Here is a 13,471-nt window from a genome sequence, read left to right on the forward strand (position 1 = left end):
GCGATTGCTCAATACATATTGAGCAATCGCTCAATGGAGATCATAGCCCAATGCAGACGGAACGCAATCAGGCAGTAGACATGGTACGGGCTATCGCTCTGTTCGGTATTGCGGCGGTCAATCTGCCGTTCATGGCACTCCCGGTGAAGGCCACCCTGTATCTGCCAGCAGATGGCATCGACCGGATCGCAGTTCTTCTGGTGGAGCTGTTGCTGCAAGCAAAGTTCTTCCTGCTTTTTTCCTTCATCTTCGGTTGGGGGATAGAGATCCAATTCCGGGCTGCAAATCAGAAAGGTGCGTCTTTCGCGCGCCGGTTCAGCCGCCGCTTGGCGTGCCTTGCCGTCCTTGGCATGCTGCATGCCATGCTGGTTTTCACCGGAGATATACTGCTGCTCTATGCCTTGCTCGGGCTCGCAGCATGGGCCGTCAGACCGCTTCCCACCCGCATTCTTCTGATACTGGCTGCCGGGCTTGTCCCGGTCGCCGCTGCCTGCCTCTTCTTTCTTGGTCTCATGCTGCCTGGCGCCATTTTGCCCCCGGATACCCCAAACCTTGGCGGCAGCTTCGTCGAAGCGGTTCAGTCGCGCTGGCGGGACTGGCCAGACAGCTTCGGTTTTCTGGTTCTTTTCCAGGGGCATCTTGCACTGGCCGCTTTCCTCGCAGGAATAGCGGCGGCAAGGTCCGGTTTCTTTGAAACAGGCAACTTGACCGCTGCCCGGCTGCAACGGGCGGTTCCCCGTCTTCTGGCAGCAGGCCTTGTCCTGAACTGCGGTTATCTGCTGGGCCTTCATGCGGACCTTTTGCCACCAGCCTTAACGCTCGCAGGCCTCTGCTGCCTCGCTCTCGGCGGCCCGGTTCTGGCGTTTGCATGGCTCGGCATAATACTGATGGCCGCTGACAGGATCAGGCTTCCGGACTTCATCATTCTCGCGGGCAGAAACTCGCTCACCTGTTATGTCCTGCAGGGCATTCTGGCCGGGCTCGTGTTCGGAGGATATGGCCTTGGCCTGTTCGGAGCGCTTGGCCAGATGGCGTTGCTGCCACTCTCCCTTGGCCTGACGGCTCTATCCATGGCTTTGACGTCAGCCTTCGCACGTGTCTTTGGCCATGGCCCCCTGGAACTTCTATTGCGCCGTGTCACTTATGGATAACGCTGGAATCCCGCCGTTTGCAAAGGGGCTTGCACCGCAACTGGCACCGCAAGTCTCAGGCTGCATGCGGGCTCGAGGCCTCCGGTCGTGAATGGGCAAATGCGATCGCGGCAGCTGGTCTGCGCCGCTCTTCCGGCTTTCAGGCTGCCCCAAATGAGCTTTCCCACGCCCGGCTTCATGCGTAGCGGATCGTTGCCGCTGCCGGACGCCGCTCGCTCCGGGCCTCTTGCCAAAGACTGGCCATGTCAAATTGCAAAACATCAACTTAAATGACTTAAGTCTCTCAAGTTGATAAAAATCAAAGAAACCTCGGGCCCGGCTGGTCTAACTCGGGCTATGAACACCCGTGTCCCCCGGCCCGTCTTTTCCGTCCTGCTCGCCTGCCTGCTGTTGGCCGTAGCGGTGCTGACGGGCTTTGGCATGGGGGCAAAGGCCGGGGTGCCCCATACGGGCCAAAGTGCCAAGGTCATCGAATTCGTCATCTGCACTGACGATGGTATGCGCATCGTCAAGATGGACGAGCACGGGCAGGTGCTGGACGAGGATGCGAAGACCGGCCATTCGGCGCCCTGCTGCGACGGCCAATGCCTTGGCTGCCTCATGTGTTCTTCTTCGGCAGGAAACACGCCTGCGGCCGTTTCCCTTCACGCCCCCGCCTCCAGCCAGCCAGCGCCAGTATGGGCGGCCGCGTTTGCACCCGGTCAGGTGCTGATGCGCGCCTCCCAGCGCGCACCGCCAAGGACAGGCCGATGACAGACTTGCGCTTCCGCACCTCCCCCGCGGCCACTCCCTCATTCGTCCGCACTCTGCTCGCCGGACTGCTGACCGCTTTCCTGCTCCTGATCACACCGGCCATGCCGGTGGTGGCCCAACAGATCAAGGACAGCTCACAGCTTTCCCATTTCCTGCCGCAGGTCACACCTGCCTCGCTGGTGGAAGGGGCAGATGCCTTTGGCCCTGTCCGGCCGGATCTTGCCGCCGCGCCCGTGCTGCGCGGGGGAGAAACGATCGCCTATGCTTTCGTCACCTCCGACTTTGCCGGCACGACGGGCTATTCCGGCAAGCCCATCCACGTGATGGTGGCCATCGGCACCGATGGGCTGCTGAAGGGCGTAAAGCTGCTGAAACATGCCGAGCCCATCGTTCTGGTCGGTATTCCCGAGGCACGGATGGTGGAGCTGATCGAGGGCTACAAGGGCCTCGACGTGGCCAAGGAAGCAGCCTCCGGCGGCTCCAGCCACGACCTTAAGATCATTTCAGGCGCCACCGTGACGGTGATGGTGATCGACGATTCCGTCGTGCGCGCCAGCATCAAGGTGGCCCGCAGCCTCGGGCTCGGCGGGCTTTCCACCGAAGCCCCCGCTGCAGGCCCGCTGCGTGTCATAGATCCGGAAGCCAAAGCCGCAGACGACTGGCTGACCCAGACCGGCGACGGCACCATCCGCCGCCTGTCGCTGGATGTCGGACAGGTCAACGCCGCCTTTGCTGCCCTGCCGGACCAGCGCGCTGCAGAGCGCCCGGAGGAAGGCCCGGCGGATGCCACTTTCATCGACCTTTATGCGACGCTCGTCAGCATTCCCGGCATTGGCGCAAGCCTGCTGGAGCCGGGCGAAAAGGCCGCCATCGACGCCTGGCTGAAGCCGGGGGACAGCGCCCTTCTGCTGGCTGCCAGAGGCCGCTATTCCTTCAAGGGCTCGGGCTATGTGCGCGGCGGCATCTTCGACCGGGTGCATCTCATTCAGGGCGACATATCCGTCCGCTTCCGCGACAAGGACCACAAGCGTGCAGGCCCGCTGGCCCTTGCCGGAGCGCCGGAGCTGAGCGAACGCGACATCTTCCGCATCCCGGCAAACTCGGGCTTCAACCCGGCTGAGCCCTTCCGCATCCAGCTTCTGGTCCAGCGCAATGTGGGTCCGATCGAGAAGCTGTTCACCACCTTCGATCTCGGCTGGCAGTCCCCGGCGGCCTTCGTCAAGACGCTCAGCCCCGCCCCATCTGAAAACCCGGCAGCATCAACGCCCCTGGCCTCTGATACACCGCAGGCCGGAATCGATGACGAAGCCAGCGCCAAGACGCAGCTTTGGCAGCGCATCTGGCGCAGCAAGACCCTGGAAATTGCCGGTGTCACCATCATGCTGGCGGTGCTGACCTTTGCCTTCTTCTTCCAGACCTTCCTCACCCGGTCGGCACGGGTGACGCACTGGTTCCGGATGAGCTTCCTCACCGTGACGCTGGTGTTCCTCGGCTGGTACGCCAATGCACAGCTGTCGGTGGTCAACATCTTCGCGCTGGCCGCTTCGGTGAAGTCCGGCTTCACCTGGGAAGCGTTCCTGCTCGATCCGCTGACCTTCATCCTGTGGTTCTCGGTGGCCGCTGCGCTGATCTTCTGGGGCCGGGGGGCCTACTGCGGGTGGCTGTGCCCCTTCGGCGCGCTGCAGGAGCTGACCAACCGCATCGCCCGGGCCTTCCGCGTGCCGCAGATCACCCTGCCCTGGGGCCTGCACGAGCGGCTGTGGGCGGTGAAATACATCGTCTTCCTCGGCCTGTTCGGCGTCTCGCTCGCTTCGCTGGAGCAGGCCGAGCATCTGGCGGAAATCGAGCCGTTCAAGACCGCCATCGTGCTGAAATTCGCACGCGGCTGGCCCTTCCTCCTCTATGTGGGCACGCTGCTGGTGGCCGGGCTTTTCGTCGAGCGTTTCTACTGCCGCTACCTGTGCCCGCTGGGCGCCGCGCTCGCCATTCCGGCCCGTATCCGGATGTTCGACTGGCTGAAGCGCTACCACGAGTGCGGCAACCCCTGCCAGACCTGCGCCAACACCTGCCCGGTGCAGGCCATTCATCCGACCGGTGAGATCAACCCCAATGAATGCGTCAACTGCATGAATTGCCAGGTGCTCTACCAGTCCGAAACGAGATGCCCCGTCGTCATGCGCAAGCTGAAGCGGCGGGCAGCGGCCGGCACGGGCGAACGCCCGGCCCCGTCCGAGGGCCACAAGCCCGTGATCAACACGCCAAGCCTGAAAAAGGGACAAGCACATGTCTGATGCGAATGAAACCGGCGGCCTCACACGCCGCCAGCTGATGGGCGCCACCGCCGCAGGCGGCGCGGCCCTCGGATCGGTTGCCGTTGGCGCCGTCGCCCTCACGGCCGGCAGTTCCGGCGCACTTCTGGCCGGAACGGGCACCGCAGCGGCAGCCTCGGGCGGCGCGGCAAGCGGCCATGTCGCGCCTGGAGAACTGGACGAATATTACGGCTTCTGGTCTTCCGGCCAGACGGGCGAGATGCGCATTCTGGGCCTGCCGTCCATGCGCGAACTGATGCGCGTGCCGGTGTTCAACCGCTGCTCGGCCACCGGCTGGGGCCAGACGAACGAGTCCCTCAAGGTCATGACGGAAAACATGACCGAAAGGACGAAGAAGTACCTCGCCGCCAACGGCAAGAAGATCCACGACAACGGCGACCTGCACCACGTCCACATGTCCTTCACCGAAGGCAAGTACGACGGCCGCTTCCTGTTCATGAACGACAAGGCCAACACCCGCGTCGCCCGCGTGCGCTGCGACGTGATGAAATGCGACAAGATCCTCGAAATCCCAAATGCCAAGGCCATCCACGGCCTGCGCCCGCAGAAGTGGCCGCGCACCAACTATGTCTTCGCCAATGGCGAGGATGAGGGCCCGATGGTCAATGACGGCAAGATCCTCGACGATCCGTCCCAGTACGTGAACTTCTACACCGCCATCAACGCCGACGAGATGACCGTGGCCTGGCAGGTGATGGTGTCGGGCAACCTCGACAACACCGACGCCGACTATGATGGCAAGTATGCCTTCTCCACGAGCTACAACTCGGAAATGGGCATGAACCTTGCCGACATGACCAAGTCTGACCGGGACCATGTCGTAGTCTACAACATTGCCGAAATCGAAAAGGGCATCGCCGCCGGTGACTATATCGAGCTGAACGGCGTCAAGGTGATCGACGGCCGCAAGGGCAAGAACAAGAATTACACCCGCTACATCCCGGTGCCGAACAACCCGCACGGCTGCAACATGGCCCCGGACAAGATCCACCTGTGCATCGCGGGCAAACTGTCGCCAACCGTTACCGTGATCGACGTGCGCAAGCTGGATGACGTGTTCTACAAGAACGCAGACCCGCGCTCGGCCGTCGTGGCCGAACCGGAATTGGGCCTCGGGCCGCTTCACACCGCCTTCGACGGCAAGGGCAACGCCTATACGACGCTCTTCCTCGACAGCCAGGTCGTGTTCTGGAACATCGAAAAAGCCGTGCGCGCCTTTGCGGGCGAGAAGGTCGATCCGATCATCTCCAAGACGGATGTGCACTACCAGCCGGGCCACAACTCCACCTCCATGGGCGAAACGCTGGAGGCGGACGGCAAGTACTACATCTCGATGAACAAGTTCTCCAAGGACCGCTACATCAACGTCGGCCCGCTGAAGCCGGAGAACGAGCAGCTCTTTGCCATCGACGGCGACAAGCTGACCCTCATCCATGACGGGCCGACCTTTGCCGAGCCGCATGACTCCATCGTCGTGCACCGCTCCGTGGTGAACCCCGTGCATGTGTGGGACCGCAACGATCCGTTCTTTGCCGATGCCCGCAAGCAGGCCGAGGCCGATGGTGTGGACCTCGACTACGCCGCCGACGTGATCCGCGACGGCAACAAGGTGCGCGTCTACATGCACTCGGTCGCCCCGGCCTTCAGCCTGGAGACCTTCACCGTGAAGGAGGGTGATGAGGTGACCGTCTATGTGACCAACATGGACGACATCGAGGATCTGACCCACGGCTTCTGCATGGGCGACCATGGCGTCGCCATGGAAGTGGCACCGCAGGCCACCGCCTCGGTAACCTTCACCGCCGCCAAGCCCGGCGTCTACTGGTACTACTGCCAGTGGTTCTGCCATGCGCTGCACATGGAAATGCGCGGCCGTATGTTCGTCGAACCGAAGGAAGCCTGAGATGCAGCGCGGCCCGGCACTTCTCCTGCTGGCGTTCTGCCTTGCTGGCGCCCTTCCGGCGGCAGCGGAGACGCGGCGGGTTGCGTCCGTGCCGGGCGCGCTGGCGCAGGCAATCGCCGGGGCCAGCCCCGGCGACATCCTCGTGCTGGAGCCGGGAAACCATCCCGGCCCCGTCACGCTCGGGTTCCCGCTGACACTGCAAGGCGAGGCGGGCGCGCATCTGTCCGGCGATGGCACCGGAAACACGGTGACCATCACAGGCCCGGATGTAACCGTCACGGGCCTTGCCATCAGCGGTTCGGGCAATGATGCAACGGATATCAGCAGCGGTATCTTTGTGGCGCAGAGCGCGCGCAATGCAAGGATCACGGACAATCTTCTGACAGGGAACCTGCACGGCATCACCCTGCACGGAGCGAAGGACAGCCTTGTCAGCGGCAACCGGATCGAAGGCCGCCGCAGCGGCCATGTCAACGACCGGGGCAACGGCGTCTATGTGTGGAACGCGCCGGGCACCATCGTGGAAGGAAACGACATCCGCTGGGGACGGGATGGCATCTTCGCCAATGCCTCGAAGCAGAACATCTTCCGCAACAACCGTATGCGGGACCTGCGCTTTGCGGTCCATTACATGTACACCAACAACAGCGAAGTCTCGGGCAATGTCTCCATCGGCAACACGCTCGGCTATGCGCTGATGTTCTCCAACAGGATCACCGTGACGGGCAACCAGTCGCTGGCCGACCGGCGCCACGGTTTGATGCTGAACTATGCCAACAACGCGATAATCTCCGGTAATCTTGTGCGCGGGCTAAGGACGGAAAAATGCACCTTCATCTACAACGCCCACAAGAACCGCATTTCCGGTAACCGTTTCGAGGGCTGCGAGACCGGCATCCATTTCACCGCCGGCTCGGAACGCAACGTCATCACTGGCAATGCCTTCATCGCCAACCGCACCCAGGTGAAATATGTCGGCACGCGGCATGTGGAGTGGAGCGAGGCAGGACGGGGCAACTACTGGTCCGGCCACACGGCCTATGACCTCAACGGCGACGGCATCGCCGACAGCGTGTTCCGCCCCAATGACCTGATGGACCACATTCTCTGGTCCCAGCCCTCCGCCGCGCTTTTGCTGGGCTCACCAGCGGTGCAGCTGGTGCGCTGGAGCCAGCAATCCTTCCCCGCCATCCTGCCCGGCGGTGTCACCGACAGTGCGCCGCTGACCCGGCCCTTTACCATTCCCGTGAACGCAGACAATGCCGCGCTCGAACAGCGCGCGCTTGAAGATGCCAGCCAGAGACAGCAAGCCGATGACGATCCTGAAGATCTCGCAGCTCACTAAGACCTTCGGGCCGCTCACCGCCCTTGCCGCTGTCAGCCTTGAGGTGGCGCAGGGCGAGCGGGTGGCCCTGACCGGCCATAACGGTGCGGGCAAGACGACCCTGATGAAGACCGTGCTCGGGCTTCTGGCCCCCGGCAGCGGCACGGTGACGGTCGGCGGCCACCAGCCCGGCAGCCAGCGCGCCCGCGAGGCGACGGCCTATCTGCCGGAAAATGCCGCCTTTCACCCGGCCCTCACCGGACGCGAGCAGCTCGGCCTCTATCTGCGCCTGCGCGGTGAGCCGGCCGCCAAGGGCCCTGCCCTGCTGGAGAGGGTGGGGCTGGCGCAGGCGATGAACAGGCGCATCGGCACCTATTCCAAGGGCATGCGCCAGCGCGTTGGCCTGGCTCAGGCGCTGATCGGACGTCCGAAGCTGATGGTGCTGGACGAGCCGACCAGCGGGCTGGATCCGGTGTCGCGGCAGGAATTCTACGCCATTCTGGACGATCTGGCGCGGGAGGGAACGGCCATCCTCCACTCCTCACACGCCCTGACGGAAGTGGAAGCGCGGACGGACCGGATCGCCATCCTGTCGCAAGGGCAGCTGATGGCCCATGACACACTGGCAGCCCTTCGGCTCTCCGCCCGCCTGCCCTTGCGTTTTCACCTCACCCTTGCGCCCGGCCAGAGCAAAGCCGCAATGGCGGCGCTGGCGGAAAGGCTGGCGGAGGGAGAGATGACCGGCGAAGCCGCAAACAGCGGCAGGCGGCTCGACCTCCTCTGCCCGCCGGAGCGCAAGCTTGCCGTGCTGCGGGCCGTGACGGAGCTGGGCGCTCTTCTGGAGGATGTGGAGTTCATCCCTCCCAGCCTTGAGGACATCTACACCCATTTCAGCAAGAGGAGCGAAGGATGAGCCGCCTTCTCGCCGCCGCTTCGGCGGAATTCCGTATCGCCCTGCGCAACCGTTGGGTTGCGGTTGCCATGGCCATCATGGTGCTCTTTGCCGGCGTTCTCTCGGCGGCGGGCTCTGCCCCGATGGGGGAGCTGGGCGCTGACCGGCTGAGCGTCACCGTCGCCAGCCTCACCTCGCTGAGCGTCTATCTGGTGCCGCTGATCGCGCTGCTCATGTCCTTTGACGCGATTGCCGGAGAGGTGGAGCGCGGCACGCTGGCCCTGGTTCTGACCTATCCGGTCAAGCGCTGGCAACTGGTGGCGGGCAAGTTTGCCGCCCACCTTGTCATTCTCGCTCTGGCCATTGCTGCCGGTTATGGCATTGCTGCCGCAATGGCTTTTTCCGGCGGCATGGACGCAGTGAGGGGTCTTCCCGCCCTGTGGCGGTTGACGTGGACCTCGCTGCTGCTGGGCGCGGTGTTCCTCGGCGCCGGTTACACCGTGTCCGCGCTGTCCCGGCGGCCCGGCACGGCGGCCTCGCTCGTCATCGCCCTGTGGCTCGTCATGATCGTTCTCTACGATCTGGCGCTGCTGGCCGGGGTGGCCGCCGATGACGGCGGGGTCTTCACCACCCGCGTCTTTCCGCTGGCGCTGCTGGCCAATCCCGCCGATGCCTTCCGGCTGTTCAACCTTGCCTCCTCGCAGGCCATCGCCGCTGCCTCCGGCATCAGCGGCGCAGCCGGGTCCATTCCAGCGGTTCAACCGCTCCTCTCCCTCGTTGTCTGGGCCTTTGCCGCCTTTGCCGCTGCCATTGCCGCCTTCCGGAGGATCACCCCATGACCGGCCAGCGCCTTTCCCTTGTGTTTTTCCCGCTCGCCCTGCTTCTGGCCGCCTGCCAGCCCGAAACCGCCGTAGAGCGGCCTGCGCCGGTGGCCATGACGGAGACTTCGCTCGGTCATTACTGCCAGATGAACCTGCTGGAACATCCCGGCCCCAAGGCGCAGGTGCACCTGGCGGGCATGGACGGCAAGCCGCTGTTCTTCAGCCAGGTGCGTGATGCCATCGCCTATCAGCGCATGCCCGAGCAGAGCGGCGTCATCACTGCCATCTATGTGAGCGACATGGGCAAGGCTGCAAGCTGGGACGAGCCGGGCGCAGACAACTGGATCGCCGCTGATGCCGCCATCTATGTCACCGGCACCATGGTGCAGGGCGGTATGGGCGCGCCGGAACTGGTGCCCTTTTCCAGCCGCGAGAAGGCCGAAGCTTTTGCCGCCCAGCATGGCGGGCTGCTTGTGGCGCTCAAGGATATCCCGGACGAAGAGATTCTGGCTCCGGTGGAATTTGCGACGGACGCGGACGGCAACTTCCTGCCGCCGGAAAATGCAACGCTGAACTGAAGGAGACGCGACCATGACCCGCCTGTCACGCCGCCGCTTTCTCACGATCTCCGCCTGCGCCCTCTCTGCGGCCAGCCTTGCGGCACATCCGGCGCTGGCCTCATCCCTGCCCGTGCCCGTCAGCACCTGGCGCGGCACCGCCATCGGCAGCGCCGCACGCATCACGCTGGCGCATCCGCAGGCAGACAGCCTGTTCAGGGAGATCGAAACGGAACTGAACCGGCTGGAGAACATCTTCAGCCTCTACCGGTCCGGCAGCGCCCTTTCCCGCCTCAACCGCGACGGCATCCTGAGGGACCCGGCGCCGGAGATGCTGGAATGCCTGACTATTGCAGGCGCGGCATGGCGGGCAACGGACGGTGCCTTCGACCCTACGGTGCAGCCGCTCTGGGCCGCCTATGCGCAGGCCTCGGTTGAAGGCAGGACACCGGATGCAGACGAACTGGCGCAGAGCCTTGCCCTTACCGGCTGGCCTTTGGTGGAGCTGGAGGCAGATGCCATCCGCCTCGACCGCAAGGGCGCGGGCCTCACCCTCAACGGCATCGCCCAGGGCTATATCGCCGACCGGATTGCGGCATGGCTGAGTGGCAAAGGCCTGACGGACATTCTGATCGACACCGGCGAAATCCACGCACTCGGCGGGCAGCCCGGTGGCGGGGACTGGGACGTGACGCTGGCAGGCGGGCGGGGATCGCACAGGCTGCGCGGCCGGGCGCTCGCCACATCCGCACCGCTGGGCACCACCTTCGATCAGGCAGGCACCACGGGGCATATCCTGGATCCGCGCACTGGCCTGCCCGCCCGGCAGGGCTGGACGCAGGTCAGTGTCACCGCCCCAACCGCAGCCCTCGCCGACGCTCTCTCCACTGCCTTTTGTCTGATGAACCGGCAGGAGATTGATGCTGCTCTGGCGGCCGTGCCGCAGGCAAACCTCGTCAGCCTGAGCTGACCAAGCTGGGCTTCGCTTCGCCAGAGACGGAGAGAACCCACTCCACCACGGCCTCCACGTCGCAGGGCAGCCGCGTGGCGAGGCCTTCGGCAAAGGCCTCAAAGACGGGCAGATTGAGGCCATTGATGCCGGTGACGACCGGCCTGCCTGCCGCCAGATGCCCGGCGATGAGATCGCGGAAGCCTCTGCCCTCCCCTTCCTGCCTGCCGAACTTGTTGAGCAGGAAGGCACCGGCCGGCCCATCGGCACAGGAAAGCTGCACCTGCATCACCGCCTCTTCCAGCGCTGCCGGGTCCAGCCGGCAGCCACGCGAGTGACGGCCCAACTTCTGGGAAATGCAGATCTGCGGCCCATCGGGCAGTACCAGCAGATCCGTTTCGCACGGATGGCTGGCCTCCACAGCGGACGGCAGGGCCACCGTTCCGGCAAGCTTCACCCCAGCGGCCCTGAGACGGACAGAGGCTTCCAGCAGGACCGGGTCAACGGACCCGGCTTCCTCTGCGAGGATATAGGCGAGCGGGAAATCCATCACGGCCTCGTTCATGGCGATACTTCCTGTGCGGCAGCCCGCAAGGCAACCCGCTGCGGGCGGGCCATGGAGCAGTGAAGGTCGCGCAAAAGCCCGTCCGTCAGATCATAGATCAGGCCATGGATGGCGATATCCTCGCCCCGGGCCCAGGCCCGCTGCAGGATCGGCGTTTCGGCAATACGGCGCACGCCCTCGATGACGTTGTATTCCGCCAGCCGGTCGCGCCGGGCGGCAAGGTCCGGCTCGCAGGCAAGATCCAGCGCATGCAGCCGCTCCAGCCGCCGCACCGGCTCCAGCCAGTGATCGGCCAGCCCGTGTGGCAGGTCCTCCGTCGCCGCCCGGACACCACCGCAGCCATAATGGCCGCAGATGATGATCTGGCGGATCGACAAGGCTTCCACGGCAAATTCCAGCGTGCTCAGGAGGTTCATGTCGGAGGAGTGAACCACATTGGCAACGTTGCGGTGGACGAAAACCTCGCCCGGATCAAGCCCCGCCACCACATTGGCAGGAACGCGGCTGTCGGAACAGCCGATCCAGAAGAACTCGGGCGCCTGATGGCTGGCAAGGCGGGCAAAGTAACCCGGCTCCGCCGCCTGCCGCTGGGCCGACCAGACCCGGTTGCGCGCCATCAGCGCATCCAGCGCCACGGCCGGAGGGTGGGCTGACCCGCCGCAGCAGCCGCATCCATTCCCGTGACTGCCGGCAGGCGGGAGGGGTTCGGACTGGCCCATCAGCTTTCCTCCATGGCAATGCCTTCGATCCGCGCCGCGCTGACAAGCTGCGCAACGAGATCGCGCGAGGCCCGCGCCCAGGCCGCCCGTTCCAGCGCTTCTGCGATGACTGGCCGGACCGTGGCAAAGGGCAGAGGCTGGCCAGGCGCATGGGCATGGACCTTGATGATGTGAAAGCCGAAACGGCTCGCCACCGGCTCACTCGACAGACCGCCCTCGGGCACAGCTGCCAGCGCTGCCTCGAACTCCGGCACCATCTGGCCGGTGGCGATCTGACCCAGGGCGCCGCCCGCCTCACGCGAACCGCAATCGCTTTCGCTCCGCGCCAGCACAGCGAAGGCCTCCGGCTCGCGCTCCAGCCGGGCAAGGATCTGCCCGGCCCGGTCTTCCGCCGCCGCCCGTGCCTTGGCATCGGAGGGAGCGGCGGCACACAGGATATGCGAGGCATCCCAGAGATCCGGCGAACGGTAACGCTCCGGATGCGCCTGCCATTCGGCCATCACTTCGGCTTCGGATGGCGGGGCCACATCCAGCGCCACGTCGAGAAGGGCACGGATGCGGGCCTCTTCCTCCGTTTCGCGGCGGGCGCCGCCAAGATCTTCCGGCTCGGCAGCAACGCCGCGCCGCAGGGCTTCGTCCAGCAGCAGCTGGCGGATGGCGAGCGCCCTTGCAGCAGCGCGCCAGGCATCTCCCGGACGCCCTGAGGCGGCCGGATGGTTCTGCGCTTCAGCCGCAATGCGGCTGGCGGGAATGACGGTTCCGTTGACCGTGATGACGGGGGCGGCAACGCTGGCCATGGTCACTCTCCCGGCACGTGGGGCAACTGGCGGCGCGAGCGCACCACCTGATAACCCGGCCGCCACAGGTAGCGCACCGGCGCGGAGAGCATATGCACCAGACGGGTGAAGGGGAAGAGCAGGAAGATGGTCAGCCCCAGCGCCAGATGCAGCTTGAAGATCCAGTTCACATCAGAAATATGCGCCGCAGCATTCGCCTCGAAGGTGAAGATGCCCTGCGCCCAGGCCATGAACTTCGTCATCTCGTGCCCGTCCAGATGCTGCAGCGAGACGAAGATGGTGCCAAGCCCCAGCAGCAGCTGGGCCATGAGCAGGATCAGGATGCCCGTGTCGGCAAAGCTGGAATTGGCGGCGATGCGCGGGTCCATCAGCCGCCGGTGCAGCAGCATCAAACCGCCCGCAAGTGCCATGATACCAGCCACACCACCGGCCACCACGGCCAGAATCTGCTTGGCACCATGGCTGATGCCGAGCGCATCAAAGATCCAGATCGGCGTCAGCAGGCCGAAGAGATGGCCGAAGAAGATGACCAGCACACCCACATGGAACAGCACCGAGCCGATGACCAGCTGCCTGCGGCGCAGAAGCTGGCTGGACGAGCTTTTCCAGGTGAAGGGATCGCGCTCATAGCGGGCTATGCAGCCGATGGCGAGCACCGAAAGGGCGATGTAGGGATAGATGCCAAAGACAAGATTGTGCATGTGAGCCTC

Annotated in this window: 14 protein-coding genes; 9 read left to right on the forward strand and 5 right to left on the reverse strand. The window is 64.6% G+C overall.

From position 1 onward, the window contains the following. Nucleotides 1-8 precede the first annotated feature (8 nt). Nucleotides 9-791: a hypothetical protein gene (locus tag V6L75_RS08835; RefSeq protein WP_334251252.1), complete on the reverse strand. Its 783-nt coding sequence runs from the start codon at nt 789-791 to the stop codon at nt 9-11. On the opposite strand from V6L75_RS08835, the gene V6L75_RS08840 reads away from it, so the two are divergent. The 9 genes from V6L75_RS08840 (at nt 705) to V6L75_RS08880 (ending at nt 10,701) form a co-directional block, all read left to right on the forward strand. Beyond that, entirely contained in the window at nt 705-1,151 is a 447-nt protein-coding gene (locus V6L75_RS08840; protein ID WP_334251135.1) for a DUF418 domain-containing protein, read from the forward strand. The genes V6L75_RS08835 and V6L75_RS08840 overlap by 87 nt on opposite strands. A 336-nt stretch (nt 1,152-1,487) precedes the next feature. Next, nucleotides 1,488-1,904, forward strand: a complete 417-nt coding sequence (locus tag V6L75_RS08845; RefSeq protein WP_334251136.1) for a hypothetical protein — start codon at nt 1,488-1,490, stop codon at nt 1,902-1,904. Beyond that, complete coding sequence (locus V6L75_RS08850) at nt 1,901-4,195, forward strand: 4Fe-4S binding protein (protein WP_334251137.1); 2,295 nt, start codon at nt 1,901-1,903, stop codon at nt 4,193-4,195. Before V6L75_RS08845 ends, V6L75_RS08850 begins: the two co-directional genes overlap by 4 nt. Next, nucleotides 4,188-6,137, forward strand: coding sequence for a TAT-dependent nitrous-oxide reductase (gene nosZ / locus V6L75_RS08855; RefSeq protein WP_334251138.1), 1,950 nt, complete (start codon nt 4,188-4,190; stop codon nt 6,135-6,137). Before V6L75_RS08850 ends, nosZ begins: the two co-directional genes overlap by 8 nt. A gap of 1 nt (nt 6,138) precedes the next feature. Continuing rightward, the gene (locus tag V6L75_RS08860; RefSeq protein ID WP_334251139.1) at nt 6,139-7,482 is read left to right on the forward strand and encodes a nitrous oxide reductase family maturation protein NosD; all 1,344 of its coding nucleotides are present in this window, start codon (nt 6,139-6,141) and stop codon (nt 7,480-7,482) included. Further along, a complete protein-coding gene (locus tag V6L75_RS08865; protein ID WP_334251140.1) occupies nt 7,451-8,374 on the forward strand; it encodes an ABC transporter ATP-binding protein in 924 nt (307 codons plus the stop codon). The genes V6L75_RS08860 and V6L75_RS08865 overlap by 32 nt, the downstream gene beginning before the upstream one ends. After that, the gene (locus V6L75_RS08870; protein ID WP_334251141.1) at nt 8,371-9,192 is read left to right on the forward strand and encodes an ABC transporter permease; all 822 of its coding nucleotides are present in this window, start codon (nt 8,371-8,373) and stop codon (nt 9,190-9,192) included. Before V6L75_RS08865 ends, V6L75_RS08870 begins: the two co-directional genes overlap by 4 nt. Then, nucleotides 9,189-9,752: a nitrous oxide reductase accessory protein NosL gene (locus tag V6L75_RS08875; RefSeq protein ID WP_334251142.1), complete on the forward strand. Its 564-nt coding sequence runs from the start codon at nt 9,189-9,191 to the stop codon at nt 9,750-9,752. The genes V6L75_RS08870 and V6L75_RS08875 overlap by 4 nt, the downstream gene beginning before the upstream one ends. A gap of 13 nt (nt 9,753-9,765) precedes the next feature. Then, a complete protein-coding gene (locus V6L75_RS08880) occupies nt 9,766-10,701 on the forward strand; it encodes an FAD:protein FMN transferase (protein ID WP_334251143.1) in 936 nt (311 codons plus the stop codon). Here V6L75_RS08880 and V6L75_RS08885 read toward each other — a convergent pair. The 4 genes from V6L75_RS08885 to narI all read right to left on the reverse strand — a co-directional run bounded on the left by V6L75_RS08885 (nt 10,688) and on the right by narI (nt 13,462). Then, nucleotides 10,688-11,245 carry a DUF2478 domain-containing protein gene (locus V6L75_RS08885; RefSeq protein ID WP_334251144.1) on the reverse strand — a complete coding sequence of 186 codons (558 nt, stop codon included), beginning with the start codon at nt 11,243-11,245 and terminating at the stop codon, nt 10,688-10,690. The two genes, V6L75_RS08880 and V6L75_RS08885, sit on opposite strands and share 14 nt — an antisense overlap. After that, entirely contained in the window at nt 11,242-11,862 is a 621-nt protein-coding gene (locus V6L75_RS08890) for a carbonic anhydrase (protein WP_334251145.1), read from the reverse strand. Before V6L75_RS08890 ends, V6L75_RS08885 begins: the two co-directional genes overlap by 4 nt. A gap of 101 nt (nt 11,863-11,963) precedes the next feature. Next, nucleotides 11,964-12,761, reverse strand: a complete 798-nt coding sequence (locus V6L75_RS08895; protein WP_334251146.1) for a peptidylprolyl isomerase — start codon at nt 12,759-12,761, stop codon at nt 11,964-11,966. 2 nt (nt 12,762-12,763) lie between these two features. After that, nucleotides 12,764-13,462, reverse strand: coding sequence for a respiratory nitrate reductase subunit gamma (narI, locus tag V6L75_RS08900; RefSeq protein ID WP_425498710.1), 699 nt, complete (start codon nt 13,460-13,462; stop codon nt 12,764-12,766). Between the last annotated feature and the right edge of the window lie 9 nt (nt 13,463-13,471).

The sequence above is a fragment of the Pannonibacter anstelovis genome (genome assembly GCF_036881715.1).
GTDB classification, from domain to species: domain Bacteria; phylum Pseudomonadota; class Alphaproteobacteria; order Rhizobiales; family Stappiaceae; genus Pannonibacter; species Pannonibacter anstelovis.

Coding starts and splice junctions, on each gene's coding strand:
- V6L75_RS08835 (WP_334251252.1), bottom strand. CDS start 791: ATGAAGGCCCAGCAGATAACCGCAGTTCAGGACAAGGCCTGCTGCCAG.
- V6L75_RS08845 (WP_334251136.1), top strand. CDS start 1,488: ATGAACACCCGTGTCCCCCGGCCCGTCTTTTCCGTCCTGCTCGCCTGC.
- V6L75_RS08850 (WP_334251137.1), top strand. CDS start 1,901: ATGACAGACTTGCGCTTCCGCACCTCCCCCGCGGCCACTCCCTCATTC.
- nosZ (WP_334251138.1), top strand. CDS start 4,188: ATGTCTGATGCGAATGAAACCGGCGGCCTCACACGCCGCCAGCTGATG.
- V6L75_RS08860 (WP_334251139.1), top strand. CDS start 6,139: ATGCAGCGCGGCCCGGCACTTCTCCTGCTGGCGTTCTGCCTTGCTGGC.
- V6L75_RS08865 (WP_334251140.1), top strand. CDS start 7,451: ATGACGATCCTGAAGATCTCGCAGCTCACTAAGACCTTCGGGCCGCTC.
- V6L75_RS08870 (WP_334251141.1), top strand. CDS start 8,371: ATGAGCCGCCTTCTCGCCGCCGCTTCGGCGGAATTCCGTATCGCCCTG.
- V6L75_RS08875 (WP_334251142.1), top strand. CDS start 9,189: ATGACCGGCCAGCGCCTTTCCCTTGTGTTTTTCCCGCTCGCCCTGCTT.
- V6L75_RS08880 (WP_334251143.1), top strand. CDS start 9,766: ATGACCCGCCTGTCACGCCGCCGCTTTCTCACGATCTCCGCCTGCGCC.
- V6L75_RS08885 (WP_334251144.1), bottom strand. CDS start 11,245: ATGAACGAGGCCGTGATGGATTTCCCGCTCGCCTATATCCTCGCAGAG.
- V6L75_RS08890 (WP_334251145.1), bottom strand. CDS start 11,862: ATGGCGCGCAACCGGGTCTGGTCGGCCCAGCGGCAGGCGGCGGAGCCG.
- V6L75_RS08895 (WP_334251146.1), bottom strand. CDS start 12,761: ATGGCCAGCGTTGCCGCCCCCGTCATCACGGTCAACGGAACCGTCATT.
- narI (WP_425498710.1), bottom strand. CDS start 13,462: ATGCACAATCTTGTCTTTGGCATCTATCCCTACATCGCCCTTTCGGTG.